At 39.1% G+C, this 24,944-nt stretch carries 22 protein-coding genes and 3 tRNA genes; 14 read left to right on the top strand and 11 right to left on the bottom strand.

The genetic code is table 11. From position 1 onward, the window contains the following. Positions 1-81 precede the first annotated feature (81 nt). Positions 82-513 (top strand): hypothetical protein, encoded by a 432-nt coding sequence (locus AC1M84_RS00125; protein ID WP_481593189.1) that lies wholly within the window; start codon positions 82-84, stop codon positions 511-513. Between the two features lie 11 nt (positions 514-524). Here the strand turns inward: AC1M84_RS00125 and AC1M84_RS00120 are convergent, their stop codons facing one another. Both AC1M84_RS00120 and folD read right to left on the bottom strand, forming a co-directional pair. Then, positions 525-1,205: a class I SAM-dependent methyltransferase gene (locus AC1M84_RS00120; RefSeq protein ID WP_481593190.1), complete on the bottom strand. Its 681-nt coding sequence runs from the start codon at positions 1,203-1,205 to the stop codon at positions 525-527. A 175-nt stretch (positions 1,206-1,380) separates the two neighbouring features. Further along, complete coding sequence (gene folD, locus AC1M84_RS00115; protein ID WP_092765931.1) at positions 1,381-2,229, bottom strand: bifunctional methylenetetrahydrofolate dehydrogenase/methenyltetrahydrofolate cyclohydrolase FolD; 849 nt, start codon at positions 2,227-2,229, stop codon at positions 1,381-1,383. 153 nt (positions 2,230-2,382) lie between these two features. On the opposite strand from folD, the gene AC1M84_RS00110 reads away from it, so the two are divergent. From AC1M84_RS00110 to AC1M84_RS00100, 3 genes are all read left to right on the top strand, one after another. Continuing rightward, a tRNA-Cys gene (locus tag AC1M84_RS00110) sits at positions 2,383-2,456 on the top strand. A 9-nt stretch (positions 2,457-2,465) separates the two neighbouring features. Next, positions 2,466-2,551 (top strand) — tRNA-Leu (locus AC1M84_RS00105). Positions 2,552-2,670: 119 nt separating this feature from the next. Further along, a complete protein-coding gene (locus AC1M84_RS00100; protein ID WP_481593191.1) occupies positions 2,671-3,402 on the top strand; it encodes a hypothetical protein in 732 nt (243 codons plus the stop codon). Between the two features lie 8 nt (positions 3,403-3,410). On the opposite strand, the gene AC1M84_RS00095 is transcribed toward AC1M84_RS00100, so the two are convergent. Beyond that, the gene (locus AC1M84_RS00095; protein WP_481594145.1) at positions 3,411-5,174 is read right to left on the bottom strand and encodes an alkaline phosphatase D family protein; all 1,764 of its coding nucleotides are present in this window, start codon (positions 5,172-5,174) and stop codon (positions 3,411-3,413) included. Positions 5,175-5,391: 217 nt separating this feature from the next. Between AC1M84_RS00095 and AC1M84_RS00090 the strand changes: the two genes are divergently transcribed. After that, positions 5,392-5,477: transfer RNA gene (locus tag AC1M84_RS00090), tRNA-Leu, on the top strand. Between the two features lie 108 nt (positions 5,478-5,585). On the opposite strand, the gene AC1M84_RS00085 is transcribed toward AC1M84_RS00090, so the two are convergent. The 4 genes from AC1M84_RS00085 to rlmE form a co-directional block, all read right to left on the bottom strand. Then, the gene (locus AC1M84_RS00085; protein WP_035266912.1) at positions 5,586-5,897 is read right to left on the bottom strand and encodes a DUF5713 family protein; all 312 of its coding nucleotides are present in this window, start codon (positions 5,895-5,897) and stop codon (positions 5,586-5,588) included. A gap of 162 nt (positions 5,898-6,059) precedes the next feature. Further along, positions 6,060-6,914 (bottom strand): dihydropteroate synthase, encoded by an 855-nt coding sequence (gene folP / locus AC1M84_RS00080; RefSeq protein WP_481593193.1) that lies wholly within the window; start codon positions 6,912-6,914, stop codon positions 6,060-6,062. Between the two features lie 103 nt (positions 6,915-7,017). Continuing rightward, positions 7,018-8,907 (bottom strand): ATP-dependent zinc metalloprotease FtsH, encoded by a 1,890-nt coding sequence (ftsH, locus tag AC1M84_RS00075; RefSeq protein ID WP_035266907.1) that lies wholly within the window; start codon positions 8,905-8,907, stop codon positions 7,018-7,020. 137 nt (positions 8,908-9,044) lie between these two features. Then, positions 9,045-9,695: a 23S rRNA (uridine(2552)-2'-O)-methyltransferase RlmE gene (gene rlmE, locus AC1M84_RS00070; protein WP_179998526.1), complete on the bottom strand. Its 651-nt coding sequence runs from the start codon at positions 9,693-9,695 to the stop codon at positions 9,045-9,047. A 196-nt stretch (positions 9,696-9,891) separates the two neighbouring features. Between rlmE and yhbY the strand changes: the two genes are divergently transcribed. From yhbY to greA, 5 genes are all read left to right on the top strand, one after another. Continuing rightward, a complete protein-coding gene (yhbY, locus tag AC1M84_RS00065) occupies positions 9,892-10,215 on the top strand; it encodes a ribosome assembly RNA-binding protein YhbY (RefSeq protein WP_481593194.1) in 324 nt (107 codons plus the stop codon). Between the two features lie 15 nt (positions 10,216-10,230). Next, a complete protein-coding gene (locus AC1M84_RS00060) occupies positions 10,231-10,767 on the top strand; it encodes a DOMON-like domain-containing protein (protein ID WP_092765927.1) in 537 nt (178 codons plus the stop codon). Positions 10,768-11,574: 807 nt separating this feature from the next. Continuing rightward, positions 11,575-12,717, top strand: a complete 1,143-nt coding sequence (carA, locus tag AC1M84_RS00055) for a glutamine-hydrolyzing carbamoyl-phosphate synthase small subunit (protein WP_035266900.1) — start codon at positions 11,575-11,577, stop codon at positions 12,715-12,717. Between the two features lie 14 nt (positions 12,718-12,731). Further along, a complete protein-coding gene (gene carB, locus AC1M84_RS00050; protein WP_481593195.1) occupies positions 12,732-15,965 on the top strand; it encodes a carbamoyl-phosphate synthase large subunit in 3,234 nt (1,077 codons plus the stop codon). Between the two features lie 96 nt (positions 15,966-16,061). Next, positions 16,062-16,538: a transcription elongation factor GreA gene (gene greA, locus AC1M84_RS00045; RefSeq protein WP_035266896.1), complete on the top strand. Its 477-nt coding sequence runs from the start codon at positions 16,062-16,064 to the stop codon at positions 16,536-16,538. Positions 16,539-16,602: 64 nt separating this feature from the next. Here the strand turns inward: greA and AC1M84_RS00040 are convergent, their stop codons facing one another. Beyond that, the gene (locus AC1M84_RS00040; RefSeq protein ID WP_035266956.1) at positions 16,603-17,190 is read right to left on the bottom strand and encodes a TetR/AcrR family transcriptional regulator; all 588 of its coding nucleotides are present in this window, start codon (positions 17,188-17,190) and stop codon (positions 16,603-16,605) included. A 119-nt stretch (positions 17,191-17,309) separates the two neighbouring features. Between AC1M84_RS00040 and AC1M84_RS00035 the strand changes: the two genes are divergently transcribed. Then, entirely contained in the window at positions 17,310-17,723 is a 414-nt protein-coding gene (locus tag AC1M84_RS00035) for a RidA family protein (RefSeq protein WP_481594144.1), read from the top strand. Between the two features lie 76 nt (positions 17,724-17,799). Beyond that, positions 17,800-18,426, top strand: coding sequence for a CatB-related O-acetyltransferase (locus AC1M84_RS00030; protein ID WP_481594143.1), 627 nt, complete (start codon positions 17,800-17,802; stop codon positions 18,424-18,426). A 7-nt stretch (positions 18,427-18,433) separates the two neighbouring features. Here AC1M84_RS00030 and AC1M84_RS00025 read toward each other — a convergent pair whose 3' ends face one another. Beyond that, positions 18,434-19,258, bottom strand: coding sequence for a hypothetical protein (locus AC1M84_RS00025; RefSeq protein ID WP_481594142.1), 825 nt, complete (start codon positions 19,256-19,258; stop codon positions 18,434-18,436). 411 nt (positions 19,259-19,669) lie between these two features. On the opposite strand from AC1M84_RS00025, the gene AC1M84_RS00020 reads away from it, so the two are divergent. Then, positions 19,670-20,110 (top strand): universal stress protein, encoded by a 441-nt coding sequence (locus AC1M84_RS00020; protein ID WP_481594141.1) that lies wholly within the window; start codon positions 19,670-19,672, stop codon positions 20,108-20,110. A 32-nt stretch (positions 20,111-20,142) separates the two neighbouring features. Here AC1M84_RS00020 and AC1M84_RS00015 read toward each other — a convergent pair whose 3' ends face one another. Beyond that, positions 20,143-20,466 (bottom strand): MGMT family protein, encoded by a 324-nt coding sequence (locus AC1M84_RS00015; RefSeq protein ID WP_481593200.1) that lies wholly within the window; start codon positions 20,464-20,466, stop codon positions 20,143-20,145. 105 nt (positions 20,467-20,571) lie between these two features. On the opposite strand from AC1M84_RS00015, the gene AC1M84_RS00010 reads away from it, so the two are divergent. Beyond that, positions 20,572-21,534 carry an alpha/beta fold hydrolase gene (locus AC1M84_RS00010; protein ID WP_481593201.1) on the top strand — a complete coding sequence of 321 codons (963 nt, stop codon included), beginning with the start codon at positions 20,572-20,574 and terminating at the stop codon, positions 21,532-21,534. Positions 21,535-21,631: 97 nt separating this feature from the next. Here AC1M84_RS00010 and AC1M84_RS00005 read toward each other — a convergent pair. Continuing rightward, positions 21,632-24,944 (bottom strand): BapA/Bap/LapF family large adhesin (locus AC1M84_RS00005; protein ID WP_481594140.1); only part of this gene is annotated, 3,313 nt, incomplete at its 5' end.

The raw sequence follows: 24,944 nt of genomic DNA, 5'->3' as shown, positions 1-24,944 counted from the left end.
TGTATTTAGTAACGTTTATTAGTACCAATAAGTTGTCACACTTATGGCATACTGATTTAAACAGCTTATTAGGATCAAATAATGAAAAAAATAGAAATGATTGGCTCTTGTTTAATCGTACTTATGCTTACAGCCTGTCAATCTGTTCCGCGACAGCACAATGGAGCTACAGGATATCAAATTGAAAACAAATCAGAAAATTTTGCCACTATTTCGTATACCCTCTCTGCACGTGCCAACCAAAATATTGATGAACACAAATTGCAACGCACTTGCCAACAAGTTTTAGGACATACTCAACAGTATAAAACCACCATTTTGAGTGTAAATGAAATTGCTAATCCCAATTATAAAACTCAAGAAACTCAACAGGTTCAAATTGGTCAATCACGAACATCATTCGGACTCTCAAACACTCAAAGCCTATACAGCAATGAAGACTACAATACACGTCTTTCTTTAGAAACTAAGCCTAGCCTCTTACAAGTCGTTCGCTTTAACTGCACACTCTAAACTTAGGACACTCAATGTACTTCATTGAGTGTCTTATAAAAACTGACATTTCTAAATTCAGGTGATTCATCCAAGTCTGGCCATGTCGTTGCACTGCGTTCATCAAGCTTTTCATACTTCGGATGACTAAAGTTTTTTACACGACTATCCGCCACCCACACCTCAGGTGCAAATTTTAAAAACTCATCTAAGAAGAAACGATTGCACTGGTCATACAACACATCAGCCGCCAACAAGATATCAACCTGCTCAGCTTTATATAAGTCATCCAAATATTCAAGCTCAACATCATTCAATTCAGCATTGGCACGACACGCATCCAAACTAACTTGGTCGATATCACAGCAAATGACACGCTTTGCCCCTGCCATTTTCGCTGCAATCGCGACTACGCCTGAACCTGCGCCAAAGTCTAAAACCACTTTGTCTTTCACATGATGCGGTTCAGCCAATAACCATTGTGCCATTGCTAAACCTGATGCCCAACAGAAAATCCAATATGGCGTATCATTCCAAATACGGCGAGTAACTTCATCATCTAGCTTATCGGTTGGAAAAACGGGTGGAATGAGCCAAAGTGAAATTGGTGTATCAGGCAATTGCTGTGCATGAAGTTCACAATGTGGAATCACATCATGTAAGGCTTTGAGTAAATGTTCAGGCGCTTTAGGAAATTGGAAAGTACAGCTCATTGGATTTTATTTTTAAATATGCAAAATTTGAGTTTCAAATACGAAACCTAAATTAATAAAGAGAGTTCCCCCTCCTTTTTTAAAGGAGAGGGTTAGGGAGAGGATTTATCTAACTCAATACCCTCACCCCGAACCTCTCCCTGAGCCGTATACGGCGCAAGAGAGGGAGATAATATTAACCTAAAGCTTTTTCAGCTGCTTCAACTGTTTGACGAATCAACGTTGTGATTGTCATTGGACCTACACCACCCGGTACTGGTGTGTAAGCTGAAGCAATATCTTCAATACCAACAAGTTGAATATCGCCCACACCACCGCCATCACGTGGATGGAAACCAGCATCAACAACTACTGCACCAGGTTTAATCCAATCTTTTTGAATCAATTCAGCTTTACCCACTGCACCCACAATGATATCCGCTTGCTTCACAAAGCTAGCAAGGTCTTGTGTTCGAGAGTGACAAATCGTTACAGTAGCATTCGCCTCGAGAAGCATAGCTGCCATTGGTTTACCCAAAATTGCAGAACGACCTACAACAACCGCATGCTTACCTGCGATTTCGATGTTGTTTTCTTTCAGAATCGTCATAATACCTGCAGGTGTCGCAGAACCGTAAGCCGCTTCACCCATTGCCATACGACCATAACCAAGGCAAGTAACACCATCCACATCTTTTTCAAGTGAGATCGCATCAAAACACGCTCGCTCATCAATTTGCGCTGGTACTGGATGTTGTAAAAGAATACCGTGAACATCAGGATTTGCATTGAGTTTTTCAATTTCAGCAAGCAATTGTTCTGTCGTCGTTTCTTTTGGTAGTTCAACTTTAAGTGAATCCATACCAACACGGCGGCATGCATTACCCTTCATACGCACATAAGTTGCAGATGCACCATCGTCACCTACTAAAATCGTCGCAAGAATTGGAGTACGTCCTGATTTTGCTTTTAACGCTTCTACGCGAGTTAACAAATCAGCCTCAATTTGTTTTGCCAATGCACGACCATCTAAAACTAATGCCACGGCACATCTCCCAAGTGTTGATATGAATCAATTTCGCACATTCTACATGAATATTTTAAATAATTTCCGTTATATGCTGTTTTTCTGCACATACGAATAAAAGCACTATTGTTTTTTTTTCAGAGCTTGTTAATATACGCATCAACAAGACATGGCGGGGTGGCAGAGTGGTCATGCAGCGGACTGCAACTCCGTGTACGCCGGTTCGATTCCGACCTCCGCCTCCATCTTGTTAAGCCCGAGTGGTGAAATCGGTAGACACAGGGGATTTAAAATCCCCCGCCCACAAAGCGTGCCAGTTCGAGTCTGGCCTCGGGCACCATTCTTCCAATACAGAATAATGGTGTAAATAAAGAACCCAGCGTAAGCTGGTTTTTTTATGTCTGCATTTTCTTTAAACTCATCTGCTATAATCACTCATCTTCAGAATTTCATATTCAAATGAATCAAAATAAGCAAGTTGCTCAATATCTTCAAGAACTAAAACAACAATATCCTCAAGCGTTTAAAAAAAACTTCTTGCTCTATAGTCAGTTAAAGACCAAAGGGATTCTAGATGAGCGTAAAGAACTGATCCCGCTTGCACTTGCATTAATGATTTTCCTTCCTTGCTCATATTTGTTAACCCTTTTGCTTAAACAACACCTTGTTTTTTTAGAAGGCTTTCAATCTGGTGGGAGTGCTGTTTTGTGTATCATGTTATTTTTTATGCTGATTACGCCAATCATCCTCAAACAGATCAAGCACAGTAGTATCTCAACTTACCAGCAACTTAAAAATACCCCATTCAAACTGACCATCCTCATTCTTTTACAAAGTTTAAATATCGCTTTTATGGAAAGTTGGTTCTTACAGGGAATTTTGTTTTATTTCGCTATGAATTTTGGTTTCGTTAAATTTTATAAAGAGAATTTATTCCGAGAAAACACTTCTAAAGAAAACTATTACTATATTCAAGAAATTCGCAGAGTGGCTTTCTGGAGTTATAAACAAAATTTCAAGCTTTACTTAAAACTAATCTTTTCATCCAAAAACTCAAAGCAGCATCAATTATTGATTGAACAAAAACAAAAAAATGCGCAACTTTATGTTCATTTGATGAACTATGAAAACAAATTGTGTATGCGCTACAAGCATACCGATATTGAAAAATATATCGATAGCATCATGTAGCGCTACGATCAACTTGCTTGCTGCATTACTTTAATTATATTCAAATTGGTATCATACGTTGTCGAGTGCAATCTTAATTGATCAACTTGATACTCCTGTGAATGAATATCTGTTAAAAACAGCCAATCTGCACTCAATTGCGTAGAATCAAAGCTCAATTTTAAATAGCCTCGTTGATTCAAATTACAAAAGCTTAATTCATCAATCAATTGGATAAACACTTGTTCAAATTGTTGCATTAAGTTCTCAGGTAAATTGAGATATTTCTCCATACCTGGTGAAGAAACTGAACTTGTTGCTAATTCAATCCCCACCTTCTCACCATTTTGTTGATGTAATGCAGACTCCCACCCATTATGGGTATCTCCAGCCAACACAACAACTTTCTTCTGGTACTGCTCATATAAAGCATAAACACGCTCACGCTCAGCATAGTAACCATCCCAAGCGTCTAAATTATAAGGAATCACGGTTAGTATTCTTGATAATTCAGCGTCAGTTAAGCTTGGATCATTATTTTTATAACGCAACTTAATTGCAACCAACTCCATGAGACGTTTTTGAGCTTCAATTAAAAAGTTGCCATCTACCATTCCACTTTTGGCGACATTTAATATTTGTAATACCTCAGCAGGTACCAACATTTTCGCCATCAATACTTGCTGACCCAATACATTCCATATTGCGCGAGAGCTATGCAGACTATTCGCCAACCAATTTAACTGATCTATCCCTATTAGCTGTCGCTGCTCATTCAATAATGCCGCTCTAAATTGCTCAACACTTAGATTTTCACCATCCATAAATGAAGCAAAAGTCAGTTGCTCATCTCGTGCCAACATACGTGTATCTAGCATATTAAGTTGAACTAAATCACCAAAATTAAACTGACGATAAATATGAAGAATATCGTTATTGCTTTTTTCGCGAATTGGCATCCATTCAAAATAAGCTGATAAGGCTGCTGTTCTTCGTGCTACGAAATCCCCCTCTAGATCAGGTTGATGATTCTGCGCACCAGCTCGCCATGCATCATTTGTCAGCTCATGATCATCCCAAATCAGAATAAATGGATGACGTTGATGAACCGCTTGTAAATCAGGGTCTGTTCGATATTTTGCATAACGTTTTCGATAATCTTCTAAGCGATAAATCTCGTTTTGATTATCCACATCGAGTGTTCTACCAAGCTTTTCGGCTTGTTCAGTTGCATACCCATCTTTGCCATATTCGTAAATATAGTCGCCCAGATGCAGCACAACATCCACGTCCTGCTTCGCAATTTCACGGTACACATAAAAATAACCAGCAGGATAATTTGAGCATGAGCATACGGCAAAGTTAACCGCATTGGTCTTGGTTGCTAAGGTCTTCGTACGACCAATTGGAGAATGTATCTGCCCATATTTAAATCGGTAATAATAACGAGTATCGGCACTCAAATTAAGTACATCGACTTTCAAGCAAAAGTCTTTAGCAGCAGAAGTCTTGATTTCCCCCATCTGAACAATATTTGAAAAATTCTCATCAAGTGCAATTTCCCAATCTAACTCATATGTTGCCGTCATATCTGTAGGTGTTATTCTCGACCAAAGAATTATTCGATCCTGTAATGGATCTCCACTCGCCACTCCATGCAAAAATTCAACTTTATGCTCATTGCTGGTTTGACCATCGCCATTACATGCTGTAATCGAAACAGGCAGTGAAATCGCACCTAATCCAGCCAATGAATTTTTAATTAATGCGCGTCTTGAGATTTTATTTTTCATTTTATTTACGAATTGGCGAGTTATTTTAACTTCGAACTTAAACCGTATTTATGAAGCTAAAATTGCAATCAGATGACAATTTAATGTCCAAATATCATAAACCATCACCCCCAAAGTTATAATTTTTAATCTAATCAATGCAAGTTGATTGAAAAGAAAGCAAATAATACGATTTTCTCTTGCCAAGCTTAAAAGTGTCCTCTATTATTGCGCACATGCCCGAGTGGTGAAATCGGTAGACACAGGGGATTTAAAATCCCCCGCCCTCAAAGCGTGCCAGTTCGAGTCTGGCCTCGGGCACCATTCTTCTGATAGAGAATAATGGTGTAAATAAAGAACCCAGCGTAAGCTGGTTTTTTTATGCCTAGCGTTTAGCCACAACAATAACAACACAAAAAAATAGAGAGCGATTTACCACTCTCTATTTGAGACAAGTTCTTCCATTTCGATATCCAAAAATCCCTCTTCCTGAACGACCATCATCATTGCCTCAGCAATATAGTCTGCTGCTGCATCATCAAGAGAAGAGTCAAGATCTTCGAACTGAGGTTTCATCTCATTAATTTCCGCCACAATATCATTGGCGATTTGATAAATCTCAGCATCGGAATTCACCTTAGATACCTTCTTTGAGAATTTTTCAATGAGTTGCTGAATTTCAGCCACGAGAATATCAGGATAATATTCATCGTCGAACATCGGGAGAAGTACATCATTCAACATATTAAAGCTCAAGTAATAGCATTAACAAAAACCGAGCTTATATAACACAAGCTAGACATTAAACCAACAATAAAAACGAGGAGTAAATCTCACTTTTAATCAAAGTATAACTAAGCCAATATTTTCATTGATGATTTTCACTGTCTTAAATCAACCTTTAATTTAACCAACACTATTCATTGCTGCCCAAATTTGAATAGCTTGCACCATTTCTTTTACATCATGTGCTCTGACCATACATGCTCCTTGCTGTATGCTTAACAGATGCCCCGTCACCGAACCCACTGCACGTTCATGGACAGGTACACCACCTAAAGCTTCACCAATAAATCGCTTACGAGATAATGCAGAAAGTATTGGATATCCCAACTCATTTAATTTATACAACTCTTTTAATAATTTCAGGTTTTGATGTGCATTTTTTGCAAATCCGAAACCCGGATCAATCATGATATTTTCAGGTTTAATTCCCGCATTTAATGCTGCATCTAATCGAGTTTGCAATTCTGAAATCACATCTAAAGTAATATCATCATATTGATCCAACTGGTTCATTGTGGTTGGCTCACCACGCATATGCATGATAATGACTGGAATATCTAATTCCGCAGCTGTTTCTAAAGCATGTGGCTTTGTTAATGCTCTGACATCATTCCAAATATGCGCTCCAGCTTTAACCGCCTTTTTAATCACTTCTGGTTGTGAGGTGTCGATTGAGATCACAACATTCAATTTAACCAACGCTTCAACGACTGGAACTACACGATCTATTTCATCCTGAACATTAACAACAGATGCGCCAGGGCGAGTTGACTCACCACCTACATCAATAACACTCGCCCCTTCAGCAATCATTTGCTTTGCTCTCTCTAGTGCCGCCTCTACACTATTATGTTTACCACCATCACTAAACGAATCTGGCGTTACATTTAACACACCCATTACATGAGGCTTTGACAAATCAAGTTCCAATGCACCACATTTAAGAATCTGATTAGGTAAAGAGATAAGTTGCATATTGATGTTCCTAGAAAATCTATTTACATGATATCAAGTAAAATTTAAACATGAGGGATAATTTCAACACAAAAAAAAGAGCCTCATAAGAGACTCCTTCATTTTAGCTTGCTGGTAAAGGTGGAGGCGTTGAAGGACCATCTGTAGGGGTTACATCTACAATTGGATTCTCAGCCACATATACCTTAGGTGGTTGAGGTTCGCGACCTTCCATAATGTCACGGATTTGATCACGATCAATCGTTTCCCACTCAAGCAAAGCTTTTACCATCGCATGGGCAATATCTTTATTATTTTCTAAGATATCACGTGCAACTTTGTACTGCTCATCTAGGATACGGCGAATTTCACGATCAACTTCAAGTTGAGTCGTTTCAGAAATAGTACGACCACCTAGACTACCCATAAATGACTGTTGAGCATCTTCTTCATAAACCATGACACCCATCTTGTCAGACATACCGTACTTAGTCACCATTGCACGCGCCATTTTTGTTGCACGTTCAAAGTCATTAGAAGCCCCAGTCGACATCTGATTAATGAAAATTTCTTCTGCAATACGACCACCAAACAGAATAGAAAGCTCATTCAACATTTTGTCTTTGTAATGACTGGTTTGATCAAACTCTGGAAGCTGCCAAGTTACACCTAATGCCCAACCACGTGGCATGATCGTGACTTTATGTACTGGGTCTGTGCCTGGAAGCATTTCAGCTACAATCGCATGACCTGCTTCATGATAAGCCGTTGCGCGACGCTCTTCTTCACGTAGAACCATTGATTTACGCTCTGGCCCCATATAAAGCTTATCTTTTGCATCTTCAAAATCATGCATATCGACCGTATTTTTATTACGACGTGCAGCAAATAATGCAGCTTCATTAACTAAGTTTGCCAATTGCGCACCAGAGAACCCTGGAGTACCACGTGCCAATACTTTGACATCCACACCAGTCACTGAAGGTAATTTTTTCAAATGCACATTCAGGATTTGCTCACGACCTTTAATATCTGGAAGTCCAACCATCACTTGACGGTCGAAACGCCCTGGACGAAGTAAAGCTTTATCTAGCACGTCAGCACGGTTAGTCGCAGCAATAACAATGATACCTTCATTGCCTTCGAAACCATCCATTTCTACCAACATCTGGTTCAAGGTTTGTTCGCGCTCATCGTGACCACCACCAGTACCTGAACCACGGTGACGACCCACCGCATCAATCTCATCAATGAAAATGATACACGGCGCATGGCGTTTCGCTTGCTCAAACATATCACGTACACGTGATGCACCAACACCAACGAACATTTCTACGAAGTCTGAACCTGAGATACTAAAGAATGGAACCTTAGCCTCTCCAGCAATCGCTTTCGCAAGTAAAGTTTTACCTGTACCCGGTGGACCTACCATCAGGACACCGCGAGGAATGCTAGCACCAAGACGCTTAAACTTTGTTGGATCTTTCAAGAAATCAACAATTTCAACGACTTCTTGTTTCGCTTCGTCACAACCCGCAACATCTGTGAAAGTGACTTTGATTTGGTCTTCTGAAAGCATTTTTGCTTTTGACTTACCAAAACTCATCGGGCCGTTTTTACCACCAGCACCGCCACCCATGTTGCGCATAAAGAACATGAATAACAAAATGATTAAAAGTACTGGAAAGCTTGCGATCAAAAGCTGCATCAATAAACCTTGACGTTGCGGAGCAGTGCCCTCAACAACGACATTATTTTTGATGAGATTCGGCATTAACTCAGGATCTTGAACCGCAGGACGAATACTCTCAAATGGAGAACCATTTACTTTTTCGCCACTAATTCGTTCACCGTCAATGGTAACTTGTTTAATTTGACCAGCATTAACCGCTGCAACAAATTCTGAATAGTTCAATGCAGCAGGCTTATCACGGTCACTAATGTTGCTGAAAATTAATATCAGCACACCAAGTATAACAAGCCATAAAACGGCATTCTTAAAGAGATCGCTCAAAGCTTTATTCCCATATCAATCTAATTTGATCATGCCCAAAATTGGGTGACCTTTAACAAAAAGCGAGTAAATCAATTTCGCAATAAAATATTCAAAAGGTACAAAATGCACATTTTTTAGCGACTTGGCAAGTCACTTTATTGCGAATTCTTTTTACGGCCCTGTCCAATTAAAAAAACTTCCTTCGAACGAGCACGCGAGGCAGCAGGCTTTGCAGTTTTTAATACTTCAAAACTGTCTACAACTTCCTTACGGAATTCGTCAAAACCAGTTCCTTGGAAAACTTTGACAACAAACTGTCCTTTCGGACCTAAAACTTTATTGGCAAAGTCTAATGCAAGTTCACACAAATAAATTTGTCGAGGTTGATCAACGGCCTTATTACCTGATGTATTGGGGGCCATATCTGAAATTACAACGTCTACAGTTCGTCCATTTAAAATATTTAACAATTTTTCGAAAACTTCCTCTTCTCGAAAGTCTCCTTGCAGGAACGTCACATCTGGAAGTGCATCCATTTCCAAAATATCTGATGCAATCACTAAACCTTTATCACCCACTAATTTTCCAGCGATTTGGGACCAACTACCAGGTGCAGCACCAAGGTCTACAACAGTCATACCAGGTTTAATGATTTTGTATTTCTCTTGGATTTCAAGCAATTTATATGCAGCACGCGCACGATAACCTTCCTTTTGTGCTTTTTTCACAAACGGGTCATCTAAATGCTCTCTCATCCACGCACGACTACTTTTGGATAACTTCTGATTGGTAATGCGTGTTGCCATAACTCTTTAAATACACGTAATCTTCTAACTTTTTATTGTACGTGAATTTTATCCCCCTTGCAGTATTCATCTGTATCTAATTCAAGATTATCGTTTATGTTTTTTTGATTTAAGTTGATCGATTATTTCTGAGAAACATAAGCGTTTGATCTCCTGATTTGCTATACTAAGTCGTTTTTAAAATTAGGTTATCTTTATGGCGGCTTTATCAATTCAGGAACGCAAACGTTTGCGTCAAATCGGACATGCACTTAACCCAGTGGTAATGTTAGGTGGTCAAGGTTTAACTGAAAATGTCATTGAAGAAACTCAACGTGCTTTAAATGATCATGAGTTAATTAAAGTAAAAATTGGCGGTGAAGATCGTGATGCTCGTGCAGCAGTCATTACTGAAATCGCCAAAGTTACTGGTGCAGAAGTTGTTCAAACCATTGGAAAAATTGCACTTTTATACAAGAAAGCGGCAAAACAAAATCCTAAACTTTCGAATCTTGTTCGCCACGCACATCTTTCTAATTAATTTGAGTTGCATTGAATGGCAAGTTACGAACTAAATTCTTTTGACCGTTACTTTGATATCTCCTTGGTTGGTGCAATTGAACAAGTGAGTCCATATACACTAAATGTGGGCTATTGGTTACGTGACCCAAATCAATACTTAGTCTATCCGGAAATTGTAGCTGGACATCCACGACGAGATTTTCTTTGGGAAGAAACCTGCTTTGAAATTTTCATTGGGGTGAAAGATCAGGACTTTTATCGTGAAGTCAATCTCTCCCCTTCTCAAGCTTGGCAAGCGTATCAATTTGAAGAGTATCGTTACCCTGAAGATATGCCACCGCAAGCAGCTTATGACATAGAACTGAATTCACTCAAAAAGACGCACTATGGTTTAAATGTGAGCCTTGATCTAACGGAGTTTATGTTAAAACATAAATTGAAATGGCAGGATATTTTTATTGGCTTATCCGCTGTATTAAACACATCGCAAGCTAAACATTATTATGCGATGCAGCATAGTAGTCCTGAGGCTGACTTCCATAACAAGCGCGATTGGTTGCATCAGTTTTAAAAAAAATAGTGAGATTTAATCTCACTATTTTTTTTACCCCAATATTTAAGTTCTATAGTTGTAGACTCTTCCCACCTCTTTTAGAGTTAAGTTTTATACAACTGATCTCAACGTGTTATATCTAGTTATATTTGTAATTCCTGTTATTCATTTTTAATTTTCAAAATTGTCCTTAATCACTTGAACAGCCAAATCTGCTTTTAAATATTTCTTCACAGACACCGAAGTAGCCTCAAATCTCTTTAAATTCGATCTCGGTTTAATTTTTAAATCCCAACATGCTAACTACCAATTTCATCTTTGAATAATTGAACCTACGCTTTTAACAAGCAATTCAATATTTACCTCTATTTTCCATATTTAATCAGTCCTTTCTAAAATACTGGTAAATTGACCTAATCAGTACTTTTTTCGAACTTTTAGGAAGCATTTGGAGCAACTTCAACATTTGTTCTATTTAACAAATCAGCTTTTTAGAAGCTTTGTTATTCTGTTTCAGAAACTTAGCTTATTAATTGTAAGTCTACATAAATTTTGATACATCGTGATAAAACTTAACTTTTGAATTATTAAACAATTCTTACATTCTTAGACTTTTGTCCAAAGTTTAAAAAGCAGACTTTTAAACAAATTACAAGGTATATATCTGACGAATTCAGGTTTATTTACGTGGACTTTATCAAGGTGTTTGCGTATAATGCCGTGTTAAGTTCAAGCGAGCAGATGTAAGGAGGGTGGGTTTTAAAGTAGCCTTCCTTTTTTTTCGTCTACTCGCTTTTTTACAGCCTAAATTTCAGGAGCTTTGGTTTGAGCACCCCAGCAATTTTAGCCCTTGCCGATGGTACGATCTTTAAAGGAACGTCAATCGGTGCATCGGGTAGTACGACTGGTGAAGTCGTTTTCAACACTGCCATGACTGGCTATCAAGAAATTTTGACTGACCCAAGTTATGCACAACAGCTTGTTACGCTTACCTATCCACACATTGGTAACACAGGTTGTAATGATGAAGACGCTGAGTCAGGTCGAATTCATAAAGTATGGGCAAACGGATTGATCATTCGTGACCTACCTTTATTGCACAGCAACTTCCGATCTACGCAATCTTTAGGCGAATACTTAAAATCTCACAATGTTGTCGCTATCGCTGACATTGATACACGTAAACTGACCCGTATTTTACGTGCTAAAGGTGCACAAAACGGTTGTATCTTAGCTGGTGAAAATATTACAGAAGAAGAAGCTTTAGAAAAAGCTCGTGCATTCGGCGGTCTGAATGGTTTAGACCTTGCGAAAGAATGCTGTGATCCAAACGGTTTCGAATGGACTGAAGGTTCTTGGAAATTAGGTCAAGGTTTCTCCCAACCAGAAGCAAAATTTCATGTTGTTGCATATGATTACGGTGTCAAAACCAACATCTTACGTATGCTCGCAGACCGCGGTTGTAAATTAACTGTCGTGCCTGCACAAACTCCTGCTGAAAAAGTTCTTGCTCTAAATCCAGATGGCGTATTCTTATCGAATGGTCCTGGCGATCCTGCAGCATGTGACTATGCAATTGAAGCTGTAAAAACAATTGTTGAAGACGCTCGTAACGTACCTGTATTTGGTATTTGCTTGGGTCACCAAATTCTTGCTCTCGCTTCTGGCGCTAAAACGGTGAAAATGCCTCATGGTCATCATGGTGCTAACCATCCTGTACAAAACATCGAAGATGGTACAGTGATGATTACTTCTCAAAACCATGGCTTCGCAGTGGATGCAGAAACATTACCTGCAAACCTTAAAGCGACGCACAAATCATTGTTCGATCAAACTCTTCAAGGGATTCATCGTACAGATAAGCCTGCGTTTAGTTTCCAAGGTCACCCAGAAGCAAGCCCAGGTCCACATGACTGCGCACCATTGTTCGATCATTTCATCGAACTTATTGAAGCATCTAAGAAGTAATTGAGGAGCAAATAATGCCAAAGCGTACGGATATTAAAAGCATCTTAATTATTGGTGCTGGTCCAATTGTTATCGGTCAGGCGTGTGAGTTTGACTACTCAGGTGCACAAGCATGTAAAGCATTACGTGAAGAAGGTTACCGTGTAATTCTGGTAAACTCTAACCCTGCAACGATCATGACTGACCCTGCAATGGCAGATGCAACGTATATCGAGCCAATCACTTGGCAAACTGTTGCAGCGATCATTGAGAAAGAACGCCCAGACGCAGTTCTTCCAACAATGGGTGGTCAGACTGCATTGAACTGTGCCCTTGCCCTTGATGAGCATGGCATTTTAGAAAAATTCAATGTTGAATTGATTGGTGCAACGAAAGAAGCGATCGAAAAAGCGGAAGACCGTAAACTTTTCGACCAAGCAATGCGTAAAATTGGTCTTGAATGTCCAAAAGCAGCAATCGCTGAATCAATGGAAGAAGCATTAGAAATTCAAGCACGTTTCGGCTTCCCAGTGATTATCCGTCCATCATTCACCATGGGTGGTTCAGGCGGTGGTATCGCATACAACAAAGAAGAATTCCTTGAAATCTGTGAACGCGGTTTCGATCTTTCTCCGACCAAACAATTATTGATCGATGAATCTTTAATTGGTTGGAAAGAATATGAGATGGAAGTTGTTCGTGACAAAAACGACAACTGTATCATCGTATGTTCGATTGAAAACTTTGACCCAATGGGCGTACACACAGGTGACTCAATCACTGTTGCACCTGCACAAACATTAACAGATAAAGAATATCAGTTAATGCGTAATGCATCTTTAGCAGTGTTGCGTGAGATTGGTGTAGAAACAGGTGGTTCTAACGTACAGTTTGGTATTTGTCCAAATACTGGCCGTATGGTTGTGATCGAGATGAACCCACGTGTATCTCGTTCTTCTGCATTGGCTTCAAAAGCAACTGGTTTCCCTATTGCGAAAATCGCTGCAAAATTAGCGGTTGGTTATACCCTTGATGAGCTTAAAAACGACATCACTGGCGGTACAACTCCAGCATCTTTCGAACCTGCGATTGACTACGTTGTAACTAAAGTTCCACGTTTCAACTTTGAGAAATTCCCACAAGCTGACGCAACTTTAACTACACAGATGAAATCTGTTGGTGAAGTGATGGCGATTGGTCGTAACTTCCAAGAGTCTATGAACAAAGCACTTCGTGGTCTTGAAGTGGGTGCAACTGGCTTTGATGAAAAAATCGAAGTGGGTGCTGAAGGCGCGCGTGAGAAAATCTTACAAGAACTTCGTGTTCCGGGTCCTGAGCGTATTTGGTATGTTGCTGATGCATTCCGTCACGGCTTTACATTAGAAGATGTATTCCAAGCGACTAAGATCGACAAATGGTTCTTGATCCAAATCGAAGACATCATCAAAACAGAAAACCAAATCAAAACTTTAGGTTTTGGCGATCTAAATGCGGACAACATCCGTTCATTTAAACGTAAAGGTTTATCTGACCTTCGCATTGCGAACTTGATGGGTATTTCACAAAAACAATTCCGTAAACATCGTTGGAACTTGGGCGTAACCCCAGTTTACAAACGTGTAGATACTTGTGCTGCTGAATTTGAATCAGACACAGCGTATATGTATTCAACTTACGATGACGAATGTGAATCAAACCCGTCCAGCAAAGACAAGATCATGGTGATCGGTGGTGGTCCTAACCGTATTGGTCAAGGTATCGAATTCGATTACTGCTGTGTACACGCGGCGCTTGCAATGCGTGAAGACGGTTATGAAACCATCATGGTGAACTGTAACCCTGAAACGGTTTCTACTGACTATGACACATCTGATCGTTTGTACTTCGAACCAATTACACTTGAAGACGTATTAGAAATCATACGTATTGAGAAGCCTAAAGGCATCATCGTACAGTACGGTGGTCAAACACCACTTAAATTGGCTCGTGCTTTAGAAGAAGCTGGTGCACCAATTATTGGTACATCGCCTGATGCGATTGACCGTGCAGAAGACCGTGAACGTTTCCAACAAATGATTCAACGTCTGCAACTTCGTCAACCAAACAACAGCATTGTAAAATCTGCTGAAGAAGGTATGGCTGAAGCAGCGAAAGTTGGCTATCCACTTGTAGTACGTCCATCATATGTACTTGGTGGTCGCGCGATGGAAATCGTATACAACGATGAAGAGTTACGTCGCTACTTACGTGATGCTGTTCAAGCTTCTAACGATGCCCCTGTTCTTCTTGACCGCTTCCTAGACGACGCGATCGAAGTTGACGTAGACTGCGTATCTGACGGTAAAGACGTTGTGATTGGCGGTATCATGCAACACATTGAACAAGCAGGTATTCACTCAGGTGACTCAGCATGTTCGATCCCTCCTTACTCTCTTTCTAAAGAGATTCAGGACGAAATGCGTCGTCAAACAGTTGCAATGGCAAAAGAACTTGGCGTTGTTGGTTTGATGAACGTACAGTTTGCGGTTAAAGGCGAAGACGTTTACATCTTAGAAGTGAACCCACGTGCATCACGTACAGTGCCATTCGTTTCTAAATGTATCGGTGAGTCTTTAGCGAAAGTAGCTGCGCGTTGTATGGCGGGTCAATCTTTAGAATCTCAAGGATTCACTACAGAGATTATCCCTGAGCACTTCTCTGTTAAAGAAGCAGTGTTCCCATTCAACAAGTTCCCTGGTGTTGATCCAATCCTTGGGCCTGAGATGAAATCTACAGGTGAAGTGATGGGCGTTGGTAAAACATTTGGCGAAGCGTTCTATAAAGCTGTATTAGGTGCAAATGAGCGTTTACCAGGTCTTCCAACAGAAGGCGAAGTTAAACATGCATTCATCTCTGTACGTGATTCTGATAAACCACGTGCAGCAGGTATTGCAAAACAACTTGCTGACTTTGGCTTCAAAATCCTTGCTACTGGTGGTACATACGATGTCATCAAAGCGGCTGGTATTGAATGTGAACGTGTAAATAAAGTGACTGAAGGTCGTCCAAATATTGTGGACCGCTTGAAAAATGGCGAAATACACCTCATTATCAATACAACAGAAGGTAAACAAGCTCAGCAGGATTCGTTCTCAATCCGCCGTTCTGCACTTCAAGGTAAGGTCTATCATACGACTACCCTTAACGGTGCAGATGCAGTTTGCCAAGCTTTAGCAATCAAATTGCCAATGGATGTATATCGTTTGCAAGACTTACAAACAGTAGGTTAATACACTACCAAGAAGTCCCGTCACCTCTTGGTGGCGGGCTTTTTTTCATTTATAGACTTAGTATTTTTTTCATACTTACTTTTTTGAGGGACAACTATGCAACGTTATCCTATGACACCTCAAGGCAAAGAAGCGCTTGAGAAAGAATTACACCAACTTAAAACTGTAGATCGTCCTCGTATTACAGCAGCGATTGCTGAAGCACGTGAACACGGAGATCTTAAAGAAAACGCGGAATACCACGCTGCACGTGAGCAACAAGGTTTCTGTGAAGGCCGTATCCAAGATATCGAAGGAAAATTGGGTGCTGCACAAGTGATTGACGTTAAAGAACTTGAGCAAAATGGACGCGTAGTTTTTGGCGTGACTGTCACAATTGAGAATTTGGATACTGAAGAACGTAAAACGTATCAAATTGTTGGTGACGACGAAGCAGATTTTAAAATTAACAAAATATCTGTGAATTCCCCTATCGCTCGTGGTCTTTTAGGTAAAAATGAAGGTGATGAAGTTAAAATTACGACACCTCAAGGTGAAGTTGAATACGAAATTGTGAGCGTAGAATATCTTTAATTCTTGATATTTTAGGCTGTAAACCCCTCTGATGAGGGGTTTTTTATTGGATTAAAAATTTACATTAATTTATTTTCAAGAAGCCCGACGCAAATATTTCGAAGGCTTGTAAAGCCTGTGGTAATAGCTTTTTAGGATGTTCACTAGACGCCACCCACAATGCTGCATTCATGGCTGCCCCATTAAGCAAGACTGCAGCAGCAAGTGCATCGATTTGTTTTAATCTATTTTCAGCTAGCAATTGCTCTACGCATTCACGTGTCTTCTGCAAGCATCTATTTTGACTTGGCCAATGTGCTGGATCTCCCAATACTGCTGGCCCATCACGCAGTACAATACGCTGAAATTCTGCGTTTAATGCATGTTCGATATACGTACGCCCTTCCAGCATCAACCCTTCCCATAGGTCATCAGGCTGTTTCAAATGTTGTTGGGCAGATGCAGCCATCTCTGAATCAATTTGATCAACCACCGCAGCAAATAAGCCTTTCTTATCACCAAAATGATGATAGAGCGCCCCACGCGTCAACCCCACCTCTGCTGTGAGTTTATCCATGGATGTATCAGCATATCCATACATCGCAAAGGCACGACGTGCAACTTCAATCAATTTTTTGCGGGTTTCCACCATTTTTTGTTCACGTACAGACATAACTTGCATCCCTTCCATGACAAAAATTCTAATTGACATACACTACGTATGTCAATTAAGTTATTCACATACGATTCGTATGTTAAATTTTTAATTCACATCTCAATGGAGATAATTTCATGACAAGAACAGCTATTTTTCCGAAAAAACGCCATGCATTGTATGAACAACATGGTTATTCTGCCGCCATTCGATCGCAAGATTTACTCTTTGTTTCAGGACAAGTTGGTAGTCGTGAAGATGGTTCGCCTGAACCAGATTTTGAAAAACAAGTTGCGCAGGCTTTTCAAAACTTAGCTGACACTTTGGCTGGGGCTGGTTGTAATTTTGATGATATTGTCGATGTCATGACTTTTCATACCGATCCAGAACATCAATTTGAAACCATTATGAAAGTCAAAAATCAGGTTTTCACGCAAAAACCTTATCCCAACTGGACAGCTTTAGGTGTGAATTGGTTAGCAGGGTTTGATTTTGAAATTAAAGTGATCGCACGTATTCCTAATAACGCTAGTCTTACTGAGTTTAAATAAGGGTTTTGAAGATTAATATGCCAGTCCAACAGCCTATTCGATATAATACACTCTCCGTGTGTGTCATCTAATTGATATGTCTGAAAAGCTGATCAACTCCCCTGTTAAGCATTGGTGCGAATTCGAATTTATTTCGAAAACAGTCCAAAATCCGAATATTCATATCAAAGGCAATTACAGCTATTACTCAGCATATTGGGATCAAGGTTTTGAGCGTTGTGTGGTGCGTTATCTACATGACAAAGCTTCGACACCAGAAAAACCCATCGATCAGCTTTATATTGGTAATTTTGTCTGTTTTGGTGCTGAGTGCGTCATCATGATGGGCGGAAATCAGTTGCACCGTACAGATTGGATTTCGGCTTTTCCTTTTGATACGCGTAGTTTTGTGCCTGCTGGCGATACTGTCATTGGTGATGGTTGTTGGATTGGTTCCCGTGCCATGATTATGCAAGGGGTAAAACTTGGTGAAGGCGCAGTGGTGGCAACTGGTGCTGTCGTCACCAAAGACGTGCCACCTTATGTTGTCGTAGGTGGTGTACCTGCGAAAATTATTAAATATCGCTTTTCTGAACAAGATATTAAAAAACTGCTTTCTCTAAAACTTTATGATTTAGACGAAAAGCAGTTTTTAAAAATGCGTGAACAGTTGCAGACCGATAATATTGAAAATTTAGTGAAGTACATTACATCATCTACGTAAAATTATATTAAGATTGTAGTGCTTCTTCTCTTGCAACCAAATTAATTTCTTCATGTAAATAAATATTGTCATCATCATGGAAAGTAATTGGGTTGACAGTACACTTAATGTATTTATCGTAAGATTTACCATATATATCTTGGTATTGAACTTTGAACATCCTTACCAAATTGTGTTTTCCCTCACTTAATTCTTGCGCGAACTTACCATCAACTTCAAAAACTATAATAAAGTTTTCTGAATTCTCAAGTTTATACTGTTTTCTTTGAATATAGGGTTGTCCTTTACGAGATCTAATTATCAAATTTCTTGCCCTATCACCAAAGTTCTTAATTGTTAAAGTAAACTCGATTCTTCTTTCCTCATAAATATCAATGACATTATCATCTACATCAAATATAGGCTCATCAATTAAATAATTCTTCGTCACTTTAAAAGCATATTCAAAATAAGGTTGCACTTGAAAATGCTTTTGCTGAAGTTCTTCTTCGTACACCTTAGTCAAACGTGACTGCTGCTCTACAGAAGCCTGCATTTCTTTTACTTGCAATTCCAATGCTTGAGTCGTTTTTCCTAACTCAGTTGCTTGAAGTTTTAAAGCTTCTGAATTTTGCTTAAGGCCTTTGCCCTGTTGATAAAAACCTCTAACCAACCAAAAAAATGCTAATGGAGCAAAAGCTCCCGCAATAAAATCACCAAATTCATTTAAATCTTTAGGTATTGCACCGTTGTGAATTTTTAAATAGATAAAAATTAACCAACCAAAAGTTATCGCCCATGATAAACAACTTCCAATATTTACTTTAATCCATTCAAAAAACTTCTTATTCATTAAATATAGAATTCAGTTGCTTATTTTCCAAATATCTTATCATTATCACTCTTAAAGACATAAAAAAACCCACTCAAACGGAGTGGGTTTTCAAAATATAGTCGCTAAAGTAAGGCTAATACTTTTTTAATTCTAAATATCAACTCTAGAGTTTATAGAGATCTGAAACACCCATAATTACATCTCTACTCATTACAATACTTTCAAATTGATCTTTTTATGATTCAGTTAATCAAATTTCATTCTTCATAGTTCGTTACTATCTTATATCTCTAAAATTTAAGATAATAAATCAAAAACAATAACTTAATATAAAAAACCATAGTTTTACACTTGGTTTTATTTTGAACAATTAAGGTCTATGATGAACTTATACACTTTTAATTAAAACGGTTAAAAAAGGAGAACAACATGAGTTATCAACATATCCTCGTTCCAGTGGATGGTTCAGAAGTAGCACTCAACGTCGTTCAGCATGCTGTTGAATTGGCTAAAGCATTTAATAGCAAAATTACTGTAGTTCAAGTGATGACACTCGATCCCTATATCGCAGCCGAATATCTCTCAGATGGGCAGTCAAATCTTTTAATTGAACGAGCACGAAAATTTATTGAAGATAACCTAGCTCAAGCTAAAGCAAAGTTTAATGAATATGGAGTAGACGTAGAGACAAAAATACTCGAAGGAGAAAGTATTCACCGTACAATAATGAAAGCGATTGATGAGCTTAATATTGATCTTATTGTTATCAGCTCGCACGGTCGCACAGGATTCAAGAAATTAATTATGGGCAGTGTCGCACAAAGCCTCATCACCGAAGTCAATGTACCTGTTTTTGTCGTAAAGCAATAATAACTGATAGCTCCGTATACCATCATACGGAGCTACTCGAACCATCCAAAAACCTTAAAATCTATTTTGCCATTGTTAAACACAATCCCCTCTTCAAGTAATCTAGCTTGCTGGCAATTAAAACCTTGATCATCCAAACGCAGATGACTAATTTTACCTTGTGCATTAATGACACGATGCCAAGGCAAATCGCTACTCACATCTAATTGATTCAACACACGACCAACCAAACGTGCATGTTTAGGCAGTCCGGACATCGCAGCAATTTGACCATAACTGGCTACTTTCCCATAAGGAATTTGTGATACTGTGGCTAAGAACATCTGTGCCATTTCCGCTGATGCTGATCGATTCATCAATAATTGACCTATAGTTTATCGAATGATTGATTTGAGCAAATGCATTTCATAACAGACTCACTTAATCTAAATTTGCACAATAACAATACACAGAGAAATACAATGAAAAGGATATTTTCACACTTACTTGCTGCTTCAATTGCAGTCGGTACAATCTCTATTACATCGACAACTCAAGCCGCGCCAAGCAGTATAAATATACAAAATATTTTACAACAAGAACGTGCTTGGGCTGGACTGAATACCAAGCGTATTAAAGTTTCCGACATCGATTGGGCTTACAGCGAAGGTGGAACAAAAGGCAAACCCGTACTTATGCTTGTGCATGGTCTAGCAGGCAGTCGGGATAATTGGAACCGAGTCGCTCGCTATCTGACACCACATTATCACGTCATTATCCCTGATTTACCTGGACAAGGTGATAGTAAAGTAGCTGCAGATTTTGATTATTCAATTCCAAATCTAACCGAAAAATTACGTCGCTTTGCAGAAGCCATTCATGTTGATCAAAATCTAAATGTTGCCGGTCACTCCATGGGCGGTGCTGTAGCATTACTTTATGCAGCTCAGTATCCAATTGATACTAAATCATTACTACTCATTAACAGTGCAGGTGTATTTAAATCTGCCAATACCCCTTACTTAAAAGACCTAAACTTACTCAAAAATTTTATCGTTTCTAAACCTGGAGATTTTGATCGGTTATTTAAAATTGCTACGCAGCAACCTCCATTTATACCGAACGAACTGAAAGTCGAACAAGAAAAGCTCATGATATCCAATGTTACGAATAACACGAAACTCGTTGAGCAACTTATTCTCATGTCCAAATCATTTACACCTGAAACATTTGCGCTAGCGGCTCGTTCAATCGATCAACCAACACTCATCATTTGGGGAGATCGTGATCAAATTATTAATGTAGAAGCTGCATCTGAACTGAAAGGATTACTGAAAAATGCTCAAGAGCCTATCATCTTAAAAGGTGTAGGTCATACACCAATATTGGAACAAGAACAAATCCTCGTACAACATTATTTAAATTTTCTTAATCTACTCAAATAAGTTATAGACAATGAATGGGACATTTTAAATGTCCCATTTTTTTTTATTCAAGAATAAAAAAAGAGGAACCGAAGTTCCTCTTTTTCACATTAGTCTATTAGAACAACAAGTGGTTTTTGTTCAACAAGTCTTGAAGTGAAACATCTGTATTGTTGAAAGTAATGAGGTCAACCTTGTTATAAGTTGTACCTGCGCCATCACGATCAATACTTAACTTCGTATTGTTTCCGTCTTTCTCGACAAAGATGAATTTATCAATGTTTTGAGCAGTTGCACTATCAGATAACAACTCAGAAACATCAATCTTCACATTGCTGCCTAATTGGAAGGCATTGATTGTGTCAACGCCGTTACCACCGTTATGGCTGTTGTCATTTAACACATTAAAGATCAACTTATCCAAACCTTTAGCAGAAACTGTTTCATTCAAGTAAGTAGAATTAAACTTACCTGCTGTTTCATTCGCCAATGCATCAGCATCATTCGCGTTTGCTTCTGGTGTGAATTTGCTCCAAGCCAATGGTGAACCTGATTTAGAATCAATTTGAAGTACTAATTGAGCTGTATCAGACTTACCAGTTACAGGATCAGTAATCGTGTATTTAAATACATCCGTTTTACCAATCGCGTTAAGGTTTGCATTTGGCTTATAAGCATATGTACCGTTTGCATCAATAGTTAATGTACCAAACTCGCCTTTAATTGTTGTTGCACCATTAATCGCAACACCATTTACAGCTTTCACAACAGCACCGGCAACTACAAGATCTTTACCATGTACAGGATCAAGATCAGTAATAACATTACCCTTCGCCTCAGTGATTGACTTCACAACAGGCGTTGTACTTGTATCAGTTTCTTTAATTACTAAATTAGTCTGTACATAACCTGGTAAAGAAGCAAGGTTACCATTACTCATTTCAATACGATATTTACCTGCAGGTAAATCATCTAAATTGATATGAGCAACCTCTCCAAATAAGCCAATGAAATCAAATAATCCTGCAGATTTATTATTGGCAATTGGTACCCACTTACCAGAACTATTTTGCTGGTAAAGAACAATTGATACTGAATCTAATAATGTTCCCCATGATGCTGATTTTACTTGAAGCTGTACATCTGCAGTTTTGTTTGCACCAATTGTAAACTCTGTAGCACCACTCGTTTTACCAAGCGTAATTCCGAAGAAGCCAATCAACCAGTTATATGAAATCGCATCTTTAATGAATTTCTCTGTAACAGGATACTCGTACTCGATACCAGCTTTAGCAACATTATCAATGGCATCCAACGGAATGTTTGGAGCAGTCACTTGACGTGGTGCAGATTCACCCGCTACATCAGAAGCGGTCACAGATACATTTTGTCCATCGTTCAAACTTGGTATCAACTTAATTGAGTAGTTTCCATTGCTATCCGCAGTGGTTGTACCAATCACGATGTTGTTTGCATCTTTTACTTTAACAGTTGATAAAGCTTGTGCAGTACCTGTTACTAATGAACCATCTGCATTAAATGTTGCCGTTGGCGAATCTGGAGGAGTCACATCCAAATCGAAGCCGATGCTTGACGAAGGACCAACATTTCCAGCTTCATCAATCGCTTTAGCTTCAACGATAATTGTACCTTCTGGTAAATTATTGTTGATTGGATATGTCCAATTACCATTTTGATCAGCAGGAACAAGTGCGGAATCAATAATTCGACCTGTAGAGTCCTTAATCACTAATTCGACAGTAGTATTCGCTTCAGCTTTACCTGTTAATACTGGTTTCAAGTCACTTGGATCTGTAATTGGATTAATAATCACAGCATCAGGAGCTTGGGTATCAACTGTTAATTGCTGAGTTTCAGTTTTTTTGTTCTTAGCTAAATCAGTAGATGTTACTTCAACTGTGTAATTTCCATCCGCTAAATCTCTTGGCGGTGTAAATGTCCAATTGCCTGAGCTATCTACAGAAGCTGGTGCATCTACAACAGTATTTCCATTCTTATCTTTGATCACGACTTGAACTTTAGAATATTGTTCAGTTGAACCAGAAATTGCTGGAGTAGTATCGTTTGTAGGATATAACTCTTCAACTGACAAATCAGGTGAAAGTGTATCTACACCAAATTTTAACGAAACTGTACGGCTAGTATTACCTGCAGCATCACGTGCAGTGGCTACAAGTGTATATATACCATCTGCTAAAGGTTCTGCTGGTTTATAACTCCAACGGCCTGCAGACAACACTGCTAAACCACTAGATACCACAGCACCGTTAGCATCTTTAATCTCTACAGCAACCTCTTTAGGATTATTTACTGTATTACCACTAATCGTACGTTGTGGATCATTCGTATAATTAATACTTGGATCAACCGCCGTTACTTGAGATGCTGTTACTACTGGTTCAGCAATAAATAATGAGCGTGCAGCGAAAGCAGAGAATGCAGCAATTTGAGGCTCAGCAGCTAATGATACTGCCTGTACAGATGCAGCTTCACTCACATCCCATGCAGCTTCTTCATCATCCCAAGGATCGATATCTAACCAAGGATCATTATCATCTTCCCACGGATCAATATCGATATCTGGTGGTGTCAAGTCGATTACAAAATCTTGTTCCGTTGGATTACCTACGTTTCCAGCTTCATCTTTAGGAGTAGCTTCGATTTTGTAATCACCTTCTTCCAACTCAGCTTCTGGTTTATACGACCATTTACCATCTTCTCCAACTTCAACAGTGGCCTTCTCTTCGAAGCCATCTGGACCAGTGATCACGATATCCACTAGCGAACCGTTCTCACCTGTTCCTGTAATTTCAGGTTGAGGATCATTCGATTCAAAATCATCACCACCAATTGGATCAATAGTAATGTCAGAAGGAGGTGTTGTATCAACTTCTAACTGCTCTTTAGAAGTATCACCTTTGTTACCCGCTTTATCAGTAGGAGTTACTTCTATATCGTAATGACCTTCTGGTAATTCTTCAGTCGGTGTATACGTCCAGTTACCTTCTGGATCAACTTCTGCTTTACCTTCAGAGACAATTTCACCGTCTTTGTCTTTGATCACAACATCAACTATCGCTCCCGGTTCTGTTTTACCAGTAATTTCAGGAGTGGTATCGTTTGTCGGCTTAAGCTCATCGATAGTTAATTCCGGTGCTACTGTGTCAACCTCGAAGCTCTCTGGCTGAGATTCACCTGTGTTACCTGCTTGATCTGTTGCTTTTGCAACTACGTCATATTCGCCATCTGCCAATTCAACTGATGGTGTATATGTCCACGTGTCACCTGTAACTGTTGCTGGACCTTCTGCAACAACTTTACCGTCTTTGTCTTTAACAACGACATTTACTGTTGTTCCTGGTTCAGTTGTACCTGTGATTTCTGGCGTTGTATCGTTTGTATCCGCAATT

The sequence above is a fragment of the Acinetobacter sp. 24-47-66 genome, from assembly GCF_056779755.1.
Note: the sequence above shows the minus strand (reverse complement) of the source record. Positions and strands in the feature narration are given on the sequence as shown.